The organism is Lentzea chajnantorensis, assembly GCF_054300775.1.
Map to the genome: position 1 here is coordinate 4,315,820 of NZ_JBSDZT010000002.1, position 18,884 is coordinate 4,334,703.

Below are 18,884 nucleotides of genomic sequence, written 5' to 3' on the forward strand. Positions count from 1 at the left end.
ATACGATTCAGAACCGATGCGACGGGACGTGGGGTGAGTGGTGGAGTGGAGTGCGGGCGCGGTGGCCCGGATGCTCGGCGTCTCGCCGACGACCCTGCGCACCTGGGACCGCCGGTACGGGCTCGGTCCGAGCACACGGGCGGAGGGCAAGCACCGCCGGTACAGCGAGAACGACGTGGCACGGCTGCGGCGGATGGTCGAGCTGACCACGTCCGGTGTCGCGCCGGCCTCTGCCGCGGCGACCGTGGTGCCGGCGACGTCGGACGACCTGGACTTCGAGGGTGCCGCGACCAGGCTCGACGCCGTGGAGATGCGCCGCGTCGCGGTCGACCTCATCGCCCGGCACGGCGTGGTGCACGCGTGGGACGTGGTGCTGGCGCCGTTCCTGGTGGAGCTGGGGAAGCGGGTCACGGCTTCGGCGTCGGGGGTCGAGGTCGAGCACTTCGCGAGCGCGAGCATCGGTGACGTGCTGCGGGCGTCCGCGGTCGCCGGTGCGCCGTCGGCCCTGCTGGCGTGCGCGCCGGACGAGCAGCACAGCCTGCCGCTGGACGTGCTGGCGGCGGCGCTCGCGGAGCACGGGCACGCGGCGCGCAACCTGGGGGCGCGGGTGCCGGGGGACGCGTTGACGAGCGCGGTGGAGGTGCTGAAGCCGCGGGTCGTCTTCGTGTGGGCACACGATCGGGTGTATGCCGAGCAGGTGCCCCTGGCCGAGCTCTCGGCGGTGCCGGTGCTGGTCGGCGGGCCGGGGTGGGCCTCGATGACGCTTCCGCCGGGCGTTCAGCGGGTCGACACGCTGGCCGCCGCGGTTGAAACGATTTTGAATCGAATCTAGTCTGGTCGGCGTGAGCCTCGCCGATCGCATGATCCGTCTGCTGTGGGCGGCGGGTGACGAGGCCGTCGCCGAACGGGTCGTGCGCGCCCACTGGCGCGCGTTGCCCTCCGACGACGAAGCCGGGCGGGCCCTGCGGTCGCGCCTGGTTGAGGCGCTGCTGCGGGAGGTACCCGGCAAGGGCGCCGAGATCCGGCGCGCGGTGCTGGCCGACGAGGTGTCGCTGCTCGGCGCCGCGGAACGGGCGGCCCCGAGCCGCGCGACCGTGCTCGCCATCGTCCGCGCCCTGCCTGTGGGGAGTTGTTGATGACCGCTCTGCCCGTGCGCCACCACCCCGTGCGCGTGCTGCTCGTGTTCGTCGCCGCGGTCGTGGTGACCGCCGTCGTCGGCTCGCTGTTCTCCGTGTCGGCGGGAGCGGACTACCAGGCCCTGCAACGGCCGTCGTGGGCGCCGCCGCCGTGGCTCTTCGGTCCGGTGTGGACGGTGCTCTACGGGCTGATCGCGCTGTCGGGCTGGCTGGCGTGGCGCGCCGGTGCCGGTCGCGGCGAGCTGACCCTGTTCGGCGTGCAGCTGGTGCTGAACGCACTGTGGACGCCGTTGTTCTTCGCGCTCGGCTGGTACGCGGTGGCGGTGGTGGAGATCGCGCTGCTGTGGCTGTCGATCGCCGCTCTCGTCGTCGTGTTCTGGTCGCGCAGCAGGGCCGCCGCGCTGCTGCTGGTGCCCTACCTGGCGTGGGTCAGCTTCGCGGCGGCCCTGAACATCGCCATCGCCGTCGCGAACTAGCTGGTGGGCGTGTGGCCCGCGGAGGTGTGGTCGCCGCGGGCCCGTTCCCCGATGGTGAGACCGATGGCCAGCAGGACCATCGCGGCACCGAGGCCGAGGTGCAGCCAGTTGTCGGCGGTGTTGACGGGCAGGACGTTCGCGCGGGTCTGCTCGCCGACCGCGGAGCCGTAGACCCACAGCAGGACGTAGATCCCGCCGCCGACCACCAGGAACAACCGGGCGGCACCCGCCGTCCTCGCCATCAGCAGGCCGATGATCCCGAACGCCAGGTGCACCAGGTTGTGCAGCACGGACACGGCGAACAGCCCGAACAGGAGCGCGCCCGAGTGGTGGCCGGCGAAGGTCAGCTGGTCGTAGTGGCTGGTGATGCCGGGGATGAACCCGAGGACGCCGACGAGCAGGAACGCCCCGCCGACGACCCTGGCTGCCGTTTGCACAGGTTTCATGTGCCTGACTACCCCGCCACCGCCGGAACGAACTCGTGCGGCACCTCCGTCCTCCGTGGGTGCGGGAGCGCCGGGGCTGTGGAGCCCCACCGATCCTGAGCGATCACTTCACCATCAACTATGACCGCCATCACATCGCTGGTGGCGGTCACGGTCGTGAATTGAGACACGGGGCTCAAGTGAAGCTGTGCTGAGGACCTGGTGCCTTGTTGGTTTCATACAAAGCACGCTGCTCAACTCGCTTCGCTCCAGCGGTTTTGTTACCGGGTAGTAGACGAGAGTGTGTACATCGATTGGGCGGCGACTGCCGCTGAGGTTGTCTGTCCGCGAGGAGAGAAGTCGTTGTTCAGTCGTGTAGCGATCGTCAACCGCGGGGAAGCCGCTATGCGGCTGATCCACGCCGTCCGTGAGCTCGCCGCCGAGTCAGGGGAACGGATCGAGACCGTTGCCCTGTACACCGATGTCGACAAGTCGGCGCCCTTCGTGAGGGAAGCCGACCTCGCCCACAACCTCGGCCTGGCGGCCGATCGTCCGTACCTCGACCTCGGGGTGCTGGAGAAGGCGCTCGTCGAGACCGGGGCCGATGCCGCGTGGGTCGGCTGGGGCTTCGTCGCCGAGATCCCCGAGTTCGCCGAGCTGTGCGAGAAGGTCGGGGTCACCTTCGTCGGTCCGTCGGCCGATGCCATGCGCAAGCTGGGCGACAAGATCGGCTCCAAGCTGATCGCCGAGGAGGTCGGCGTCCCGGTCGCACCGTGGTCGCGCGGTGCCGTCGAGAACCTCGAACATGCCCTGAAGGTGGCCGAGGAGGTCACCTACCCGCTGATGCTGAAGGCGACCGCGGGTGGTGGTGGCCGCGGCATCCGCAAGATCACCTCGCCGGAGGAGCTGGAGGAGAACTTCGACCGCACCAGCATGGAGGCCGAACGTGCGTTCGGCTCCGGCGTGATGTTCCTGGAGCGCCTGGTCACCGGCGCCCGGCACGTCGAGGTGCAGGTCATCGCCGACGGCCAGGGCACGGCGTGGGCGCTGGGCGTCCGCGACTGCTCGGTGCAGCGGCGCAACCAGAAGATCATCGAGGAGTCGGCCTCCTGCGTGCTCGCGCCGGAGCAGGTCGACGAGCTCAAGACCTCGGCCGAGCGGCTCGCGAACGCCGTCGGCTACCGCGGCGCGTGCACCGTCGAGTTCCTCTACCACCCCGGTGAGAAGCTCTTCGCGTTCCTGGAGGTCAACACCCGCCTGCAGGTCGAGCACCCGATCACCGAGATCACCACGGGCTTCGACCTGGTCAAGGCCCAGCTGCACGTGGCGGGCGGCGGCAGGCTCGAAGGCGCCAAGCCCGCCGAGCTCGGCCACGCCGTCGAGGCCCGCCTCAACGCCGAGGACCCCGACCGCGACTTCGCGCCGTGCCCCGGCCGGATCGTCCGCCTCGAACTGCCCGCCGGTCCCGGCATCCGCGTGGACACCGGTGTCGCCGAGGGCTCGCAGATCCCCGCCGACTTCGACTCGATGATCGCGAAGATCATCGCGTACGGCCGCGACCGCGACGAGGCGCTGGGCAAGCTGCGCCGCGCCATGGCCGAGACCACGGTCATCATCGAGGGCGGCACGACCAACAAGAGCTTCGTGCTCGACCTGCTCGACGAGCCCGCCGTGGTCGACGGCTCCGCCGACACGTCGTGGATCGACCGGGTCCGCTCCGAGGGCGGCCTGATCTCGCACCGCCACTCCGCCATCGCGCTGGCCGCCGCGGCCATCGAGGTGTACGAGGACGAGGAGCAGATCAACCGCACCGAGCTGCTCGCCTCCGCGCACGGCGGCCAGCCGCGCACCAACCACGAGGGCGCGCGCAAGCTGGAGTTCGTGCTGCGCGGCCAGCCCTACGTCGTGACCGTGGCCCGCGCCGGCGCCACCAGGTACCGCGTCGGCGTGTCCGCGGCCGACTCCGACGTCGTGCTGTCCGCCGACGTCGACGTCGAGCGCTTCGACCACCACGTCGGCCAGATCACCGTCAACGGCACCCGGTTCCGCGTCGTCACCGGCACGTCCGGTGTGGTGCACCAGGTCGAGGTCGACGGCGTCACCCACCGCGTCACCCGCGACGAGGGCGGTGTGCTGCGCTCGCCGATGCCCGCGCTGGTCGTCGCCACGCCGCTGGAGGTCGGTGCCGAGGTCGAGGCCGGCGCTCCGGTGCTGGTCCTCGAGGCGATGAAGATGGAGACGGTGCTGCGCGCGCCGTTCCGCGCCCGGCTCAAGGAGCTGAACGTCGTCGTCGGCACCCAGGTGCCCGCCGGTGGCGCGCTGCTCAAGCTGGAGGAGGTCGAGGACGACGCGGGCGCCGTGCAGGTGCAGAAGCCGGAGTCCGCGGTCGAGCTGGAGATGCCCGCGCCGCAGACCGGCGTCCCGGCCGAGCAGCTCGCCGCACGGGGCCTCGACGACCTGCGCAGCCTGCTGCTGGGCTTCGACACCACCGCCGCGGACACCGAGCGGGTGCTGGCGGGCTACATGAGCGCGCGGGAGGACCTGGCGGAGCGGCCACTGGTCGCGGAGGCGCAGCTGCTCAGCATCTTCGCCGACCTGTGCGACCTGTCGCGCAACCGCCCGGCCGGCGAGGAGACCAAGCCGGAGAACCACATCCACTCGCCGCGCGAGCACTTCCACACCTACCTCAAGACGCTCGACGCCGACCGCGCCGCGCTGCCGGCGACGTTCCGCGAGCGGTTGCAGCACGTGCTGAGCCACTACGGCATCACCGAGCTCGACCGCACGCCGGAGCTGGAGCAGGCGGTGTTCCGCATCTTCGTCGCGCTGCGCCGGGGTGTGTTCGACGCCGCCGTCGCGACGACCCTGCTGCGCCGCTGGGTGGAGGAGGCGCCGCCGGTCGAGTCGGAGCGGGTGCGGGTCGGCCTGGTTCTGGAGCACATCGTCGCCGCGACCCAGGTCCGCTACCCGCAGGTGGCCGACCTCGCCCGCAGCGTCGTGTTCACCTGGTTCGCGCAGCCGCTGGTGCGCCGCAACCGCGCCCGCGTGCACACCGAGGTCCGCAGGCACCTGATCCACCTCGACGCGCAGCCGCAGGCCGCCGACCGCGAGGACCGGATCGCCGCGATGGTCGCGTCGGCCGAACCGCTGGTGCGCCTGCTCGGCCAGCGCATCGGCAAGCCCGGCGCGGACAACACCCCGCTGCTGGAGGTGCTGGCCCGCCGCTACTACACCAAGAAGGCGCTGGAGAACCCGCGCGTGGACGGCGCGTTCTTCCTCGCCGAGAACGAGCCGGAGCAGACCCGCCTGGTCAGCACCGCCGTCGAGTTCTCGTCGCTGGTGGACGCGATCGGCGACATCGTCAAGCACGCCGACGGCAACCCGGTCGTGGCCGACCTCTACGTCAACTGGCCCGACGGTCCGTCCGAACAGGACGAGCTGGCCGCCGGTCTGGGTGCCGCGGTGGCCGCGCACCAGCTGCCGCCGACGATCACCCGCATCACCACCACCGTGGCCGGCCGCCGCGGTGAGTCGATGCACCACCACTTCACGTTCCGCCCGTCCTCGAACGGGTTCGCGGAGGAGAGGCTGGTGCGCGGGCTGCACCCGCGCATCGCCGAACGCATGCAGCTGGAACGCCTGCGCGAGTTCGACCTCACCCGCCTGCCGTCGGTGGACGAGGACGTCTACCTGTTCCGTGCGGTGGCGAAGACGAACAAGTCCGACGAGCGCCTCGTCGCGCTGGGCCAGGTCCGCGACCTGACGCCGCTGCGCGACGACGAGGGCCGGATCGTGGCGCTGCCCGCGGCCGAGGACGTGCTGGCGACGTGCCTGGACGGCATCCGCCGGGCCCGTGCGCAGGCTGGTGGCCGCACCCGCCTCGCGACCAACCGCGTGGTGCTCTACGCGTGGCCGCCGACCAACCTGCACTCGGCGGACCTGGACGCGATTGCCTCGCGCGTGCTGCCCACGACCACGGGCCTGGACCTGGAGGAGGTCCTGTTCCTGGCGCGGCGCAAGGACAGCGAGACCGGTGAGCTCACCGACATCGGCGTCCGCATCGCCACCGACGCGGGCTCGGGCGTGCGGTTCTCGTTCGTGCAGCCGCCGACCGACGCGATCCAGCCGCTCGACGACTACCGCCAGAACGTCCTGCGCGCCCAGTCGCGCGGCACGATCTACCCGTACGAGCTGTGCGACATGCTCGCGGGCGAGGGCGGTTCGTTCGTGGAGCACGACCTCGTCGACGGCGCCCTGGTGCCGGTCGACCGCCCGCGCGGCGGCAACAGGGCGGGCATCGTCGTCGGCGTGGTGACCACCCCGACCCCGGCCTACCCCGAGGGCATGAAGCGCGTGGTGCTGCTGGGCGACCCGACCAAGTCGCTGGGCGCGCTCGCCGAACCCGAGTGCTCGCGGGTGATCCACGCCCTGGACCTGGCGTCGTCGCTGTCGGTGCCGCTGGAGTGGTTCTCGCTCTCGTCGGGCGCGAAGATCTCGATGTCGTCCGGTGTCGAGAACATGGACTGGGTCGCGGCGGCGCTCAAGCGCATCGTCGAGTTCACCCAGGACGGCGGCGAGATCAACATCGTCGTCAACGGCATCAACGTCGGCGCCCAGCCGTACTGGAACGCCGAAGCCACGATGCTCATGCACACCAAGGGCATCCTGGTCATGACGCCGGACTCGGCGATGGTGCTGACCGGCAAGCAGGCGCTGGACTTCTCCGGCGGCGTGTCGGCGGAGGACAACTACGGCATCGGCGGCTACGACCGCGTCATGGGCCCGAACGGCCAGGCGCAGTACTGGGCCCCGAACCTGCGGGCGGCGTTCGCCGTGCTGCTGGCGCACTACGAGCACACCTACGTGGTCCCGGGCGAGCCGGGCCCGCGCCGGGTGTCCACTTCGGACCCGGTGGCGCGCGACGTCTCGTCGTACCCGCACGTGGCGGGCGACAGCCCGTTCACGACGGTCGGGGAGATCTTCTCGGCCGAGGCGAACCCGGACCGCAAGAAGCCGTTCGACATCCGCACGGTGATGCGCGCGTTGTCGGACCAGGACCACGTCGTCCTGGAGCGCTGGGCGGGCATGGCCGACGCGGACACCGCCGTGGTGCAGGACGTGCACCTGGGCGGCATCCCGGTGACGCTGCTGGGCATCGAGTCCCGCGGCGTGGCCCGCGCCGGTTTCCCGCCCACCGACGGCCCGGACACCTACACCGCGGGCACGCTGTTCCCGAAGTCGTCGAAGAAGGCGGCCCGCGCGATCAACGCGGCCTCGGGCAACCGCCCGCTGGTGGTGCTGGCGAACCTGTCCGGCTTCGACGGCTCACCCGAGTCGATGCGCCTGCTGCAGCTGGAGTACGGCGCCGAGATCGGCCGCGCGATCGTGAACTTCCGCGGCCCGATCGTGTTCTGCGTGATCTCCCGCTACCACGGCGGCGCGTTCGTGGTCTTCTCGAAGGCCCTGAACCCGTCCATGACCGTGCTCGCCGTCGAGGGCTCGTACGCCTCGGTCATCGGTGGCGCACCGGCGGCCGCGGTCGTGTTCGCCCGTGACGTCGACGGCCGCACGGCCAACGACCCGCGGGTGAAGAAGCTGGAGACGGCGGTCGCGGAGGCCTCCGGTGCCGAACGCGCGGCCCTGGCCGCCGAGCTGGCGTCCACGCGGCAGTCGGTGCGCACCGAGAAGCTGAACGAGACGGCGGCGGAGTTCGACCGGGTGCACAGCGTGCAGCGGGCGGTGGAGGTCGGGTCCGTGGACGCGATCATCTCGGCTGCCGAGCTGCGGCCGGCGATCATCAAGGCCGTGGAGGCCGGTCTGGCCCGCTAGTGCTTGGATGGAGGGGCCCCGGCGAGCTCGCCGGGGCTCTTCTGCGTTCTGGGGGGTGGTCGTGCGGGACATCGCGGAGCTGACCGAGGTGGACGACCCCGGCTGGCCGGTGGTGGCGGAGGCGGTTCCCGCGTCGTGTGCGGTGCTGCCACCGGAACCGGGTGCCTGCCGGGCTGTGTTGCTGCAGCTGCAGGTGACCGTGCGGTCGTTGCTGGGCGCGGTGGTGCTGAACACAGGCGGTATGGTGCTGCACCACGGGTGGTTGCGCGTGTACGGCGGCTCGGGCGGTGCGTTGCCGAGCCTCGGAGAGGTCAACGGGTTTCCCGAGACCGTGGACCCGTCGTGGGCGCCTGCCGGCGGGCTGGTGCTCGCCCACGACGTGCTGGGTGGCGTGTTCGCGTTGAACGGCGCGGACTGCGGGCGGTCCGGCCGGCCAGGGGAGCCGGGGCAGGTCGTGTACTTCGCGCCGGACACGCTGGAGTGGGAGACCTTCGACGGCGGACACGGCGCGTGGCTGATGTGGATGCTCGACGGTGGGGTGGAGCGGTACTACGAGGGCATGTTCTGGCCGGGGTGGGAGGCGGACGTGGCGGCGCTCGGGCTGCGCGAAGGCATCACCGCGTACCCGCCGCTGTGGTCCGGGGAGGGCGCGACCGACGTCGCCGGGGCCACGCGGTCGCCTGTGCCGATGAGCGAGCTGCTCTCGTTCACCGCGGACGTGTGCGGGCAGCTCGGCATCGCCGATCCGGGGCCGCTCGGCAAGGTGGCGGAGTAACCCGCGGGCGACGGAGGCCGGCTGCCCCACGGTGCTGACGTTGGTCGTCGAAGAAGACGTGGGGCTTGGGCGGCATCGAGCACCTTGCGCTTCTCGATGCCGCCCAAGAAGAAGGCGTCGTTGACGGCGGTGATGCCCCATTCGTTCAGGCTGTTCAACGCACGTTCGTGTGCCGGGGCGTTCCTCGCCGTCACGATCGCGACGCGAAGTCTGACCCGGTACTCGGGCTCCTTCGCGCGTCGTTCTTCCTCCAGCAGCCGGATCCGGTTGATGTTGACCATGAAGTTGTGCAGGGGTCCTGGGTGGTGCGGACTGACCGCCCTGGTGACCTCATCTCGGCTGCCGAGCTGCGGCCGGCGATCATCAAGGCCGTGGAGGCCGGGCTGGCGAAGTAGCCCGCGCACGAGGGAGCCCGGTCACGCTGTGGCCGGGCTCTTCTCGTTCGGTGGCACCGGCACTGCGCGCGGTCAGGCCGCGTCCAGCTTGAACGGGTCGTGCTCCGCCAGCAGCTTGTCCAGCCGCGCCCGGTCCACGCGGCTCGCGATGTAGGTGTCCTCCTGCCGGTCCCGGATCACCTTGGCCAGCGTGAACGCCGACGTGACCGTGTAGAGCATCGCGATGCCCAGGAACGCCCGCACCCAGCCGTCGACCGGCAGGAACACGACCCCGAGGCCGACCGCGGTCAGCGACAGGCCGAAGGACAGGACCGCCTGCACGTAGAAAGCGCCGGAGGTGGGGGTGCTGGCGGGCTTGGTGGTCATGCCGTTCAGCGTCCTGGGTCACACCGGGCCTGTCATGAGTACGGCTACTCATCCGAGCGGGACGGGGGCGAACCAGCGGAAGTTTTTCTGGTACGGTCGTACTAATGTACTGGGTGGTGCTGGTCGCGTCGGGAGTGCTGGAGGCCGTGTGGGCCACGGCGCTCGCCGCGTCGCGCGGTTTTCGCCGGCCGTGGCCGGTGGTCGTGTTCGCCGTGGCGATGACGTTGAGCGTCGCCGGACTGGCGTGGGCGATGCAGGGCATTCCCGTCGGCACCGCCTACGCGGTGTGGGTCGGGGTGGGGGCCGTGCTCACGGTCCTCGTCGCGGTCGCGCGGGGTGAGGAGAAGCTCGGGGTCGCCAAGGCGGTGCTGCTGGCCGCGTTGATCGGCTGCGTCGCCGGGCTGAAGGTGGTGAGCTGAGTGCACTGGGCCGTGTTGCTGGTGAGCGCCGTGCTCGAAGCGGTGTGGGCGACCGCGTTGTCCGAGCAGTCCTATGTGGTCTTCGCGATGGCCACGACGCTCAGCATGGTGGGGCTTTCCGTTGCGATGAAGCGGATTCCGGTCGGCACGGCGTACGCGGTGTGGGTCGGGGTCGGTGCCGCGCTGACCGTGACGTGGGCGATGATCACCGGTGTGGAGGCCGTCTCCGCCTGGAAGGTCATCTTCCTCACCGGGATCATCGCCTGCGTCATCGGGCTCAAGTTCCTGAAGGGCTCAGGCGTTGAGCGTCCACCGCTGGTTGGCGGTGGCGGCGCAGTCCCAGAGCTGGAGCCTGGTGCCGTCCGCCGAGCTGGGGCCGGTGGCGTCGAGACAACGCCCTGAGGCCGCGTTGCGCAGCTGGCCGTTCGACTCGGCGGTCCACTGCTGGTTGCCGGCGCCCGTGCAGTCCCAGAGCTGGGTCACGGCGCCGTTGGCGGTACCGGACGCGTCGAGGCACTTGCCCAGTGCGCGCAGCGTCTGACCGGTGCGGGTCCACTGCTGGGCGTTGGTGCCGTTGCACGTGTACAGCTGCACCGCCGTGCCGTTGGCCGAGCTCGCGCCCGCCACGTCCACGCACTTGCCGCCGTAACCGGTGATCGTGCCGCCGGTGGGCGGGTTCTGGGTGCCACCGCTCGCGGCCTCCCAGATCGCGTTGAGCAGGCTGGTGCTGCCGGTCGTGTCCTGGGACAGCTCCCAGTTCATGATGCCGCCGGCGTTCGACAGCGCCCACGTCGTCTTGCGCTTGATCGTGGGGATGCCGTTGTAGTAGTTGCCGTTGTAGCTGTCGCGGTTGGCGTTGGCCGGGTCCTGCGCGACCAGGTCCCTGTAAGCGATGTAGGTCGGCCGGCTGTAGAACGGCACGCCCAGCACTGCCTTGCTCGCGGGCAGGCCGCGGCCCTTCCAGAAGTTGACGCTGTTGATCGACCAGTCGTAGTTCGCGTGCGGGTTGCCGCCGTCGTAGGCCATGATGTTCAGCCAGTCGACGATGCCGAACACCGCGGGCTGCACGCCGTTGGCCGTGCCGCCCTCGGAGACGACGGCCGCGGTCAGCAGCTTGCCCCGGCTGTGCAGCGCGTCGCCGAGCTGGCGCATCAGCAGGGTGTAGTTGTCACCCTCGGCGCCGGGGTCCGGGTACTCCCAGTCGATGTCGACGCCGTCGAGGTTGTACTGGTTCACCAGGCCGACCAGCGCGTTGACGAACGTCGTGCGGCCGTTCGCGCTCGCGGCGAGGACCTCGAAGTTGTCGTCGTTGCCGTCGTTCCAGCCACCGACCGCGATCGAGACCTTCACGCCGTTCTGGTGGCCGAGGCTCACCAGCTGCTGCAGCTTGCCGGGGTCGGGAACGCCTTGGAGCGTGCCGTTCGAGTTCGGCAGCACGAACGAGTAGTTGATGTGCGTCAGCTTGCCGTACTGGATGGAGCTGACGCTGCCGGACCACGACGGCAGGTAGCCGACGCTCTTGAACCCGGCCGGGTAGGCGGCTTGCGCGGCAGGCGCCGTGACCGTGATGGTCGCCGCGGCGGCGGCCAGCGCGAGGCAGGCCGAACCGAGGCGAGAGCGGAGTGAACGCATGTGCAGGGTTGCCTTCCACTAACGTCGAGCGCCCACAGCGACGGTAGTGGTCTAGACCGGTTGCCGGGAAGGTCGGCAGCCGACCGGAACTGGTTCCGGTCGTGGCAGCAGGAGATCAGCGCAGGTACGAGGCCCCGTTGACGTCGATGACCGTGCCGCTGGCCCACGTCGCGGCCGGGGTCGCGAGCCACGCGACGGCCGCCGCGACCTCCTCGGGTTCCGCCACCCGCCCGAACGGGCTCTGCCCGCGGATGGCGTCACCGGCGGGCCCGGCCAGCAGGTCCGTGACCATGTCGGTGCGCACGAACCCCGGCGCCACCGCCGCCACCGCGATCCCCTGCGGTGCCAGTGACTGCGCCAGCGACTGGGTCAACGCGTGCAGCCCCGCCTTCGCCGCACCGTAGGCGGGCGCGTCGGGTTCGCCCCGGAACGCGCCGCGCGATCCCACGTTGATGATCCGCCCGCCCTCTGGCAGGTGCCGCACGGCGTGCCACGCCAGGTCGGCCGGCCCGTACAGGTTGAGCTCGACCGTGCGCCGCCACGCGTCCTGCCACTCGGCGAAGCTCGTCGCGGTGATCGGGTGCAGGAAGTACACGCCCGCGTTGTTCACCAGCACGTCGAGCCCGCCGAGCCGCTCGACCGCCTCGGTGACGACCTGCTCGGCCTCACCCGCGGCGATGTCGCCCCGCACGGTCACGTGGCCGTCGCCGGGCAGGCCCGCAGCCACCTGCGCGGCCTGCTCCGGGTCGCTGCGGAAGTGCACGGCGACCCGGTGCCCGTCGGCGGCGAGCGCGTGGGCGATGGCCGCTCCGATGCCCCGGGAGGCACCGGTCACGAGTGCGCGCCTGGTCACGGCGACTGACTGTCGATCATCCACTTGCCGTTCACCTGCACCAATGTGTACGTGTTGCGCTCGGTCGTCGTGACCGCCCCGCCCTTGCGGTACGTGAGCGTCGCTGCCACCACGTTGTCGCCTTGCGGCGCGAAGTCGGACAGGTCGACGCTGCTGAACTGGCCCCACCACTGCTGGTATTCCTGGAACGTCGGCGTCCTGGTCGCCTTGAACCTGTCCGTCAGCGTCGCGTACCCGGCTTCGAGGTTGCCGGGGATCAGCGCGTAGTACGCCGTCAGCGCTTCCTGCGCCGTGCCCGGCGTCGTCGCGGGCGGCGGGGTCGCGGTGTTCGGCGGGACGACCGGCGTGGTCGTCGTCTCCTGCGGGGTCGTGGTCTCCGCTGCCGTGGTGGTCGGCTGCTGTGACTGGGACTGCTGCGGCTGCTGCTGGGACTGGCTCGCCGCCGGCGGGTTCGCCGAGCCGGTCGGGTCGTTCCCCGCCTGCTCCCGGTCCCCCTTCGGCCACAGCAGGAACGCGCCGACACCCACCGCGATCACCAGGACGATGATGCCGAGGAGGGCGAGCGGGTTCCTGCGGCGTTCCTCCTCCTGGGCGGACGGGACGGGCGCGGCCGGGGTGGCGGGCTCGGGCCGTGCCGGCGCCGGAACGGGCTGGGCGGGTTCGGGCTGGGCGGCCTCCGGCGTGGTCGCTGCGACCGCGGTCTTCTCCGGTGCCGCAACGGGTTCCGCGGGGGGCGCGGCAGGCTCCGCGGGGGGCGCGTCGGCGGTGTCCGCGGGCGGCGGCTCCACGGCGGCGGCTGCTTCCGGCTCCCCGGCTGCCGCGGCGGCGACCGCTGCCTCCGGCTCGCTCGCCTCCGCACCGGCGTTCCCGGCTTCGTCAGCGCCGGCCTCGTCAGCGCCGGCCTCGTCAGCGCCTGCCTCGTCAGCGCCTGCCTGGTCCGCGTCGGCCTTCTCCTGCTCGGCATTGGCCTTGCCCGGCGCCGTCAGACCCGCTGCCTCCGCCTGCGCCGCACCGGCCACGAGCCCGGCCGCCGCCGCACCGGCCGCCGCGGCGCCCGCCTTCTTCTGCTGCTTGGCCTTCTCCTCCGGCTGCGCCTCGACCGGCAGCTCCACCGTCGCCGGGATGACGACCGTGGCCTCGGACGCCTGCGGCGTCTCGTTCACGACGGCGGCCAGCAGGTGCACGGCCTCCTCCATCGTGGGGCGGCGCTCCGGGTCGGTGGCCAGCAGGCGGAACAGCACCGGCGAGAGCAGCGGGCCGGCGTTCGCGGGCGGCATGATCGAGCCGCTCGCCACGCGGTGCAGCATCGCGATGTGGTTGTCGGCCGCGCCGAACGGCGGCGTGCCCTCCACGGCGTTGTAGAGCGTGGCGCCGAGGGAGAAGACGTCGGACGGGAAACCGGCTTCCTCACCGCGGGCGATCTCGGGGGAGAAGAACGCGGGGGTGCCGACCGTGCCGGTCGCGGTGGCGGTGCCGTCGTCACCGGTGGCGCGCGAGACGCCGAAGTCGGTGATCTTGACCTCCTGGTCGCCGATCAGCACGTTGCCCGGCTTCACGTCGCGGTGCTGGATGCCGTTGCGGTGCGCGGCGGCCAGAGCGGCGGCGGTGTAGCAGCCGATGCGGGCGACCTCGCGCGGCGGCAGGGTGCCCTGCTCGGCGATCACCGCCGCGAGGCTGCGCGAGGGGAGGTACTCCATGATCAGCCACGGCTGGCCGTCGTCCTCGACGGCGTCGTACACGCGGATCGCGTTCGGGTGCTCCAGCCGGGCGGCCAGGCGCGCTTCGCGCATGGCCCGGTGCTTGGCGCGGTCGATCTTGGAGTCGTCGAGCCCCGCCAGCACGAGCAGCTCCTTGGCTGCGACGACGCGGTGCAGGTTCTCGTCATAGGCCTGCCACACGACACCCATGGCGCCCTGGCCGACTTTCGTCCTCAACCGGTATCGGCTCCCGATGAGCCGTTTGTTCTCCTCCACGACGTGTGCTCTCCCTGTCCCCTCGATCACCTACAAGTGTGACGGGCGACGCGATGTCGGTTGACTGTAACCCCTATTGGGGGTACATGTGGGGTTATGCCAAAAGTCAACGTGTACCTGCCGGACGACCTGGCCGAGACCGTCAAAGACCTCAACATCCCGGTTTCCGCGATCTGCCAGCGTGCACTCGAAGGTTCCGTCAAACGCATAGCCGCCATCCGGGCGGTGAAACCCGAAGACCTGGTGAGAGGGTCGGACCGGATCGAGAGCTTCACCCAGCGCGCCAAGGACGCCCTCCGGCTCGCCGTCGAGGCTGCGGGCGGACAACCGAGCGTGACCAGCGAACACCTGGTGGAGGGACTGCTGCGCGAAGGGGGGAACCTCGCGCTGGACGTCCTGCAGGCCATCGACATCGATCCCGCGACCCTGCGCCACACCTCCGCCTCCGAGGGCGCCGCTCCTGCCGGGCTGGCGGCCGACGCGGCGAACGCGCTGGAGCTGGCCGTCGTCGAGGCGATCGCACTGGGCCACAACTACGTGGGTTGCGAACACCTGCTGCTCGGTCTGGTCGCCGAACCGGAGGGGGCGGGCGGTCAGGTGCTGCGGGACCGCGGTGCCGACCTCAAGTCCACCCGGCGCGCGGTGCAGACGGCGCTCGCGGGCATCGTCCACCTCAAGAAGCAGCAGCAGAGCACGCCGGACGCGGCGAAGGTCCTGGAAATGATCATGAGTCGGCTGGCCCGGCTGGAGCGGCACGCGGGTATCGGCTGACCAGCTCCGCCCCGATGGCGGCCAGGTGGTCGCGGACGGACTCGGGCGACTCGACGGTGACCAGGCCGCCCCAGCCGGCGACGGTGCGCGCGAGGTCGAGCGGCCGGGGCGCGGTCAGCTCGACCCGCGTCCGGTCGCCGAGCTCCGCCACGACCGTGCAGTGACGGCCGTGCTGGTGCCGGAAGACGTCGAGGAACCGCGTCGGCACCACCAGCACGGCCGTGGTCTCCGCCCGCCTGCGCTCCACCTCCGTGACGACCGAGTCCCAGGCACCGGCGAGCTCGAAGCCGGCGGGACGGCTCGCCTGCTCGTCGGTCAGCGCCGCTTCCCGCACCCGGTCCAGCCGGAACGTGCGCTGACCGTCCGGCGTCCCGGCCACGAGGTACCAGGTGCCGTCCTTGTCGACGAGCCCCCACGGGTCGACCACGCGCTCGCTCGCCCCGGCACCGCGCTTCGCGTAGGTCAGCCGCACCTTCCGCTGCCGCACCACGGCCTCCTGCAGCGCCGTGACCAGCGCCGGCCGGTCGCCGGCGTGTTCGCCCCAGGCCGCGGTGTCGACGACGACCGCCTCCGCTGCCGCCTGCGCGTCGGCCCGGAACGTGCCCGGCAACGCCCGGACGAGCTTGCGCAGCGCCGACCTCACCTGCGGCGCGACGGCCGCCGCCGGTCCGGCGACCAGGAACAGCGCCTGCGCCTCGGCCGCGGTGAGCCCGCTGAGGTCCGTGCGCGCGCCACCGACCAGCGACCAGCCGCCGCCCCGGCCCGGCTGCGGGTACACGGGCACTCCGGCCGCGGACAACGCCTCCAGGTCGCGCCGGGCGGTGGCCGTGGAGACCTCCAGCTCCTCGGCGAGCTCCGCGGCGGTCACCCGGCCACGGGCCTGCATCAGCAACAACGTGGCGACGAGCCGGTCTGCGCGCATGTCGACAGCTTCCCGGTCAAAGTGCTCAGAAGATGAGCACTTCACAGCCGAAGCTGGGGGACATCAGCAAGTCGGACCTGCGAAGGAGAACGAGATGTTGCGAGGCATGTCGACCGTGTCCTACTACGCCGACGACCTGGCGGAGGCGCGCGCCTGGTACACCGAACTGCTGGGCGTCGAGGCCTACTTCGAGCGCCGCACACCGGACGGGCTGCTGGCCTACGTCGAGTTCCGCATCGGCGACCACCAGGCGGAGCTGGGGCTGGTGCACCGCGGTTTTGAGGTCACGCCGTCGGACGGGCCGTCCGGGGCGGTCCTCTACTGGGCGGTGGACGACCTGCGGGCGACGCTGGACCGGCTGTTCGAGCTGGGGGCGGAGGTGCACGACGAACCGCGGGTGCGCGGCGAGGGGTTCGTGACGGCGTCGGTGGTCGACCCGTTCGGCAACGTGCTCGGCGTGATGACCAACGTCCACTACCTCGCGGTGCTGGCCGGGCAGGGGTGAGCCGGGACCGGTCTTGCGCGGAAAGGCCCGCTGTGCTGCTCGGACACCTATGCTGCAGGGATGACGACGCAGCTCGCCATCACGGGGCACCGGGGGCTCTCCGCCGAGCTGGAGGCGGAGGTCGACCGGATGATCCGGGCCGCCGTGACCGCGGACGACGACGTGGTCGGGGTGTCCTGCCTGGCCGACGGCGCGGACGCGGTGTTCGCCCAGGCCGTGCTGGACGTGGGCGGCGAACTGGTGGCCGTGCTGCCCGCGGTGGAGTACCGGGCGTCGCTGCCGGAGGAGTTCCGGCCCGTCTACGACCGGTTGCTCGCGGAGGCGGGCCGGGTGGTGCAGCTGCCGTTCGTGACGCCCGACCCGACCGCCTACATGGAGGCGGGCAAGCGGATGGTGGACGAGCTGGGGGAGTCCGCCGCCCTGCTCGCGGTGTGGGACGGGCTGCCGGGGCGCGGCCCTGGCGGCACGGCGGACGTGGTCGCCTACGCGCGGTCGCGGGGCGTGCCGGTCACGGTGCTGTGGCCCGAGGGCGCGAGCCGGTGAGACGCGGTCACCGCGCACACGCCGTCGGCGCAGCTCCTGGCGCGGGGGCTGGTGGCGGTGCACACCGGGCGCGCGGACGCTGCTGGTATACACGGCGGTGCTCATGGTGTCGTCCGGCGTCGTGCCGGCCGTCGCCGACCAGCTGACGTTGAGCTCCCGGCGCCGGTGGTGTTGCTGTCCGGTGACGCCGGCCGAGCACCATTTGGGGGGAAGTTCGTGAAGACGGTTCAGCTACCGGACGGCGCCGAGGTGACCGGTCGCGGCCTGCGCGACGGCAGGCTCGTCGAGCCCGCCCCTGCCTACGGCCTCTACCTCCAGGCGCGCGCGGTCGACCTGCCGTGGGAGCACGACTGGGTCGAGTGGCCTGACTTCCGCCTGCCCCGCGACCCCGCGGCGGCGATCGGGTTCATCCGCGCGCTGCACCGGCGCGCACTGGCCGGTGACAGGGTCGAGGTGGCGTGCAGCGGCGGTGTCGGCCGCACCGGCACCGTGATCTCGTGCCTGGCGGTGCTCTCCGGGGTGCCCGCGGACGAGGCGGTGGCGTGGACCCGTGCCCACTACCACCGCCGTGCCGTGGAGACGCCGTGGCAGAAGCGCTGGGTGCGCCGGTTCCCGGTCAGCTAGCGGGCTCCAGCACACCGAACCACTGCTCGGCGCCGAAGGCGTCGAACCGCTCCACCTCGGTGAACCCCAGCCGCTTCGCGAGCCGCAGCGAGCTCTCGTTGGCCACCCGGGTCGTGAGCACCAGCGGCTCACCGGGCAGCGCGGCGGCGAACCACCCCAGTGCCGCCGCGCACGCCTCGGTGGCGTAGCCGTTGCCCCACGAGGCGGGCAGGAACAGGTAGCCGAGCTGGTGCTCGCCGCCTTCTGGCCGGTAGTGCCCCGCTGGTCGGGCGGCCGCCGGTCGAACGTGACCATCCCGATCGTCTCGCCGTCCAGCTCGACGGCGAAGAACCCGAACCGGCGGCCCGGCACCTCCGGGGCCGCGGCCTCGACCTCGGCCCGCGGCTTCGAGCCGCCGATGTGGGTGCCGACCTCGGGTGAGGAGAACAGCTCGACGAACGCCGCGCGGTCACGTGCCTCGGACTGGCGCAGCACCAGCCGTTCCGTCTTGATCGGGGAAGGCGGCCACCCTGGTTCGGTCATGATCTCGAAGCTACCCGTCCGAGGGCACCCGGCTCGCCGCGATCTCCGGCGACAGGTCGATCACCGTCCGCCGGTGCACCAGTTCGAGGACCTCCGGCGGCACCGCGTCGCCCGCCTCCAGCAGGCGGGGCAGCAGGGCGGCCTCCGTGGTGATGGCGCGCAGGAACAGCTCGACCGTGACGTCGTGGCCGGGGCGGTGCACGACGGTGATCTCGTCGCCGGGCGCGACCAGGCCGGGTTCGAGGACGCGGAAGTAGGCGCCGGGCCGTGCCTCCTGCGTGAACCGCTTCACCCAGCCGGGCTGGCCGAGGAACGTCGCGAACGTGCGGCACGGCACGCGCGGACCGGTGACCTCCAGCACCGCGGTGCCGACGCGCCAGTGTTCACCGACGCGCGCGTGGGTGTGGTCGATGCCCTGGGTCGTGAGGTTCTCGCCGAACTGGCCGTTGTCCAGCTCGACGCCGAGCTCGGCCTGCCACCAGTCGAGGTCCTCGCGGGCGTAGCCGTACACCGCCTGGTGGGCGCCGCCGTGAACCGTCCAGTCGCCGATCTCGTCGCCGGCCACGCCGCTGCCGGCCGAACCCTTGGGGCCGACCGGGCCGACCCGCAGCGGCCCGTCGACCGGGCGCTTGTCGATGCCGGTGGTGCCGGCGCGGGCGTAGTCGACCGGGACGGTCTTCGAGGCGACGTTCAGCGAGAGCACTACTGGCATGGCATC

The 18,884-nt window shown here is 71.7% G+C and carries 19 protein-coding genes and 1 pseudogene; 11 read left to right on the forward strand and 9 right to left on the reverse strand.

Going from position 1 to position 18,884, the window contains the following annotated elements:
- Positions 1 to 37 precede the first annotated feature (37 nt).
- Genes ACVDFE_RS21765 through ACVDFE_RS21775 form a run of 3 tightly spaced genes read left to right on the forward strand, consistent with a single transcriptional unit; the run spans position 38 to position 1,612 of the window.
- On the forward strand, positions 38 to 832 hold the full coding sequence (locus ACVDFE_RS21765) for a MerR family transcriptional regulator (RefSeq protein WP_458431636.1): 795 nt from the start codon (positions 38 to 40) through the stop codon (positions 830 to 832).
- Between the two features lie 10 nt (positions 833 to 842).
- Positions 843 to 1,136, forward strand: a complete 294-nt coding sequence (locus ACVDFE_RS21770) for a hypothetical protein (RefSeq protein WP_360393676.1) — start codon at positions 843 to 845, stop codon at positions 1,134 to 1,136.
- Entirely contained in the window at positions 1,136 to 1,612 is a 477-nt protein-coding gene (locus tag ACVDFE_RS21775) for a TspO/MBR family protein (protein WP_458431637.1), read from the forward strand. Before ACVDFE_RS21770 ends, ACVDFE_RS21775 begins: the two co-directional genes overlap by 1 nt.
- Here ACVDFE_RS21775 and ACVDFE_RS21780 read toward each other — a convergent pair.
- Positions 1,609 to 2,058 (reverse strand): DUF4383 domain-containing protein, encoded by a 450-nt coding sequence (locus tag ACVDFE_RS21780; RefSeq protein WP_458431638.1) that lies wholly within the window; start codon positions 2,056 to 2,058, stop codon positions 1,609 to 1,611. The two genes, ACVDFE_RS21775 and ACVDFE_RS21780, sit on opposite strands and share 4 nt — an antisense overlap.
- A 342-nt stretch (positions 2,059 to 2,400) precedes the next feature.
- On the opposite strand from ACVDFE_RS21780, the gene ACVDFE_RS21785 reads away from it, so the two are divergent.
- Both ACVDFE_RS21785 and ACVDFE_RS21790 read left to right on the forward strand, forming a co-directional pair.
- Entirely contained in the window at positions 2,401 to 7,866 is a 5,466-nt protein-coding gene (locus tag ACVDFE_RS21785; RefSeq protein ID WP_458431639.1) for an ATP-binding protein, read from the forward strand.
- A 61-nt stretch (positions 7,867 to 7,927) separates the two neighbouring features.
- Complete coding sequence (locus ACVDFE_RS21790) at positions 7,928 to 8,641, forward strand: DUF2625 family protein (RefSeq protein WP_458431640.1); 714 nt, start codon at positions 7,928 to 7,930, stop codon at positions 8,639 to 8,641.
- Between the two features lie 122 nt (positions 8,642 to 8,763).
- Here the strand turns inward: ACVDFE_RS21790 and ACVDFE_RS21795 are convergent.
- Positions 8,764 to 8,922: pseudogene (locus tag ACVDFE_RS21795) on the reverse strand (5'-nucleotidase); the annotation flags it as partial.
- Between the two features lie 186 nt (positions 8,923 to 9,108).
- Positions 9,109 to 9,402, reverse strand: a complete 294-nt coding sequence (locus ACVDFE_RS21800; protein ID WP_458431641.1) for a YiaA/YiaB family inner membrane protein — start codon at positions 9,400 to 9,402, stop codon at positions 9,109 to 9,111.
- Positions 9,403 to 9,506: 104 nt separating this feature from the next.
- Here ACVDFE_RS21800 and ACVDFE_RS21805 point away from each other — a divergent pair, with 104 nt between their 5' ends.
- Positions 9,507 to 9,821 (forward strand): DMT family transporter, encoded by a 315-nt coding sequence (locus ACVDFE_RS21805; RefSeq protein WP_360393694.1) that lies wholly within the window; start codon positions 9,507 to 9,509, stop codon positions 9,819 to 9,821.
- Positions 9,822 to 9,863: 42 nt separating this feature from the next.
- Positions 9,864 to 10,223, forward strand: coding sequence for a DMT family transporter (locus ACVDFE_RS21810; RefSeq protein WP_458434373.1), 360 nt, complete (start codon positions 9,864 to 9,866; stop codon positions 10,221 to 10,223).
- Here ACVDFE_RS21810 and ACVDFE_RS21815 read toward each other — a convergent pair.
- From ACVDFE_RS21815 to ACVDFE_RS21825, 3 genes are all read right to left on the reverse strand, one after another.
- Positions 10,116 to 11,453 carry a glycosyl hydrolase family 18 protein gene (locus ACVDFE_RS21815; RefSeq protein WP_458431642.1) on the reverse strand — a complete coding sequence of 446 codons (1,338 nt, stop codon included), beginning with the start codon at positions 11,451 to 11,453 and terminating at the stop codon, positions 10,116 to 10,118. The two genes, ACVDFE_RS21810 and ACVDFE_RS21815, sit on opposite strands and share 108 nt — an antisense overlap.
- Before the next feature lie 115 nt (positions 11,454 to 11,568).
- Positions 11,569 to 12,306, reverse strand: a complete 738-nt coding sequence (locus tag ACVDFE_RS21820; RefSeq protein ID WP_458431643.1) for an SDR family NAD(P)-dependent oxidoreductase — start codon at positions 12,304 to 12,306, stop codon at positions 11,569 to 11,571.
- Positions 12,303 to 14,240 (reverse strand): protein kinase domain-containing protein, encoded by a 1,938-nt coding sequence (locus ACVDFE_RS21825; protein ID WP_458431644.1) that lies wholly within the window; start codon positions 14,238 to 14,240, stop codon positions 12,303 to 12,305. The genes ACVDFE_RS21820 and ACVDFE_RS21825 overlap by 4 nt, the downstream gene beginning before the upstream one ends.
- Before the next feature lie 135 nt (positions 14,241 to 14,375).
- On the opposite strand from ACVDFE_RS21825, the gene ACVDFE_RS21830 reads away from it, so the two are divergent.
- Positions 14,376 to 15,050 (forward strand): Clp protease N-terminal domain-containing protein, encoded by a 675-nt coding sequence (locus tag ACVDFE_RS21830; protein ID WP_360393706.1) that lies wholly within the window; start codon positions 14,376 to 14,378, stop codon positions 15,048 to 15,050.
- Here ACVDFE_RS21830 and ACVDFE_RS21835 read toward each other — a convergent pair.
- Entirely contained in the window at positions 15,004 to 15,972 is a 969-nt protein-coding gene (locus ACVDFE_RS21835) for a helix-turn-helix transcriptional regulator (RefSeq protein ID WP_458431645.1), read from the reverse strand. The genes ACVDFE_RS21830 and ACVDFE_RS21835 overlap by 47 nt on opposite strands.
- A gap of 94 nt (positions 15,973 to 16,066) precedes the next feature.
- Between ACVDFE_RS21835 and ACVDFE_RS21840 the strand changes: the two genes are divergently transcribed.
- The 3 genes from ACVDFE_RS21840 to ACVDFE_RS21850 all read left to right on the forward strand — a co-directional run bounded on the left by ACVDFE_RS21840 (position 16,067) and on the right by ACVDFE_RS21850 (position 17,644).
- Entirely contained in the window at positions 16,067 to 16,477 is a 411-nt protein-coding gene (locus tag ACVDFE_RS21840; RefSeq protein ID WP_360393712.1) for a VOC family protein, read from the forward strand.
- 60 nt (positions 16,478 to 16,537) lie between these two features.
- Positions 16,538 to 17,020, forward strand: a complete 483-nt coding sequence (locus ACVDFE_RS21845; protein ID WP_360393715.1) for a hypothetical protein — start codon at positions 16,538 to 16,540, stop codon at positions 17,018 to 17,020.
- Positions 17,021 to 17,236: 216 nt separating this feature from the next.
- A complete protein-coding gene (locus tag ACVDFE_RS21850; RefSeq protein ID WP_360393718.1) occupies positions 17,237 to 17,644 on the forward strand; it encodes a protein-tyrosine phosphatase family protein in 408 nt (135 codons plus the stop codon).
- Here the strand turns inward: ACVDFE_RS21850 and ACVDFE_RS21855 are convergent.
- Together ACVDFE_RS21855 and ACVDFE_RS21860 are read right to left on the reverse strand one after the other, a co-directional pair.
- Entirely contained in the window at positions 17,637 to 17,861 is a 225-nt protein-coding gene (locus tag ACVDFE_RS21855; protein ID WP_458434374.1) for a GNAT family N-acetyltransferase, read from the reverse strand. The genes ACVDFE_RS21850 and ACVDFE_RS21855 overlap by 8 nt on opposite strands.
- A 315-nt stretch (positions 17,862 to 18,176) precedes the next feature.
- Positions 18,177 to 18,878 (reverse strand): MOSC domain-containing protein, encoded by a 702-nt coding sequence (locus ACVDFE_RS21860; protein ID WP_458431646.1) that lies wholly within the window; start codon positions 18,876 to 18,878, stop codon positions 18,177 to 18,179.
- Between the last annotated feature and the right edge of the window lie 6 nt (positions 18,879 to 18,884).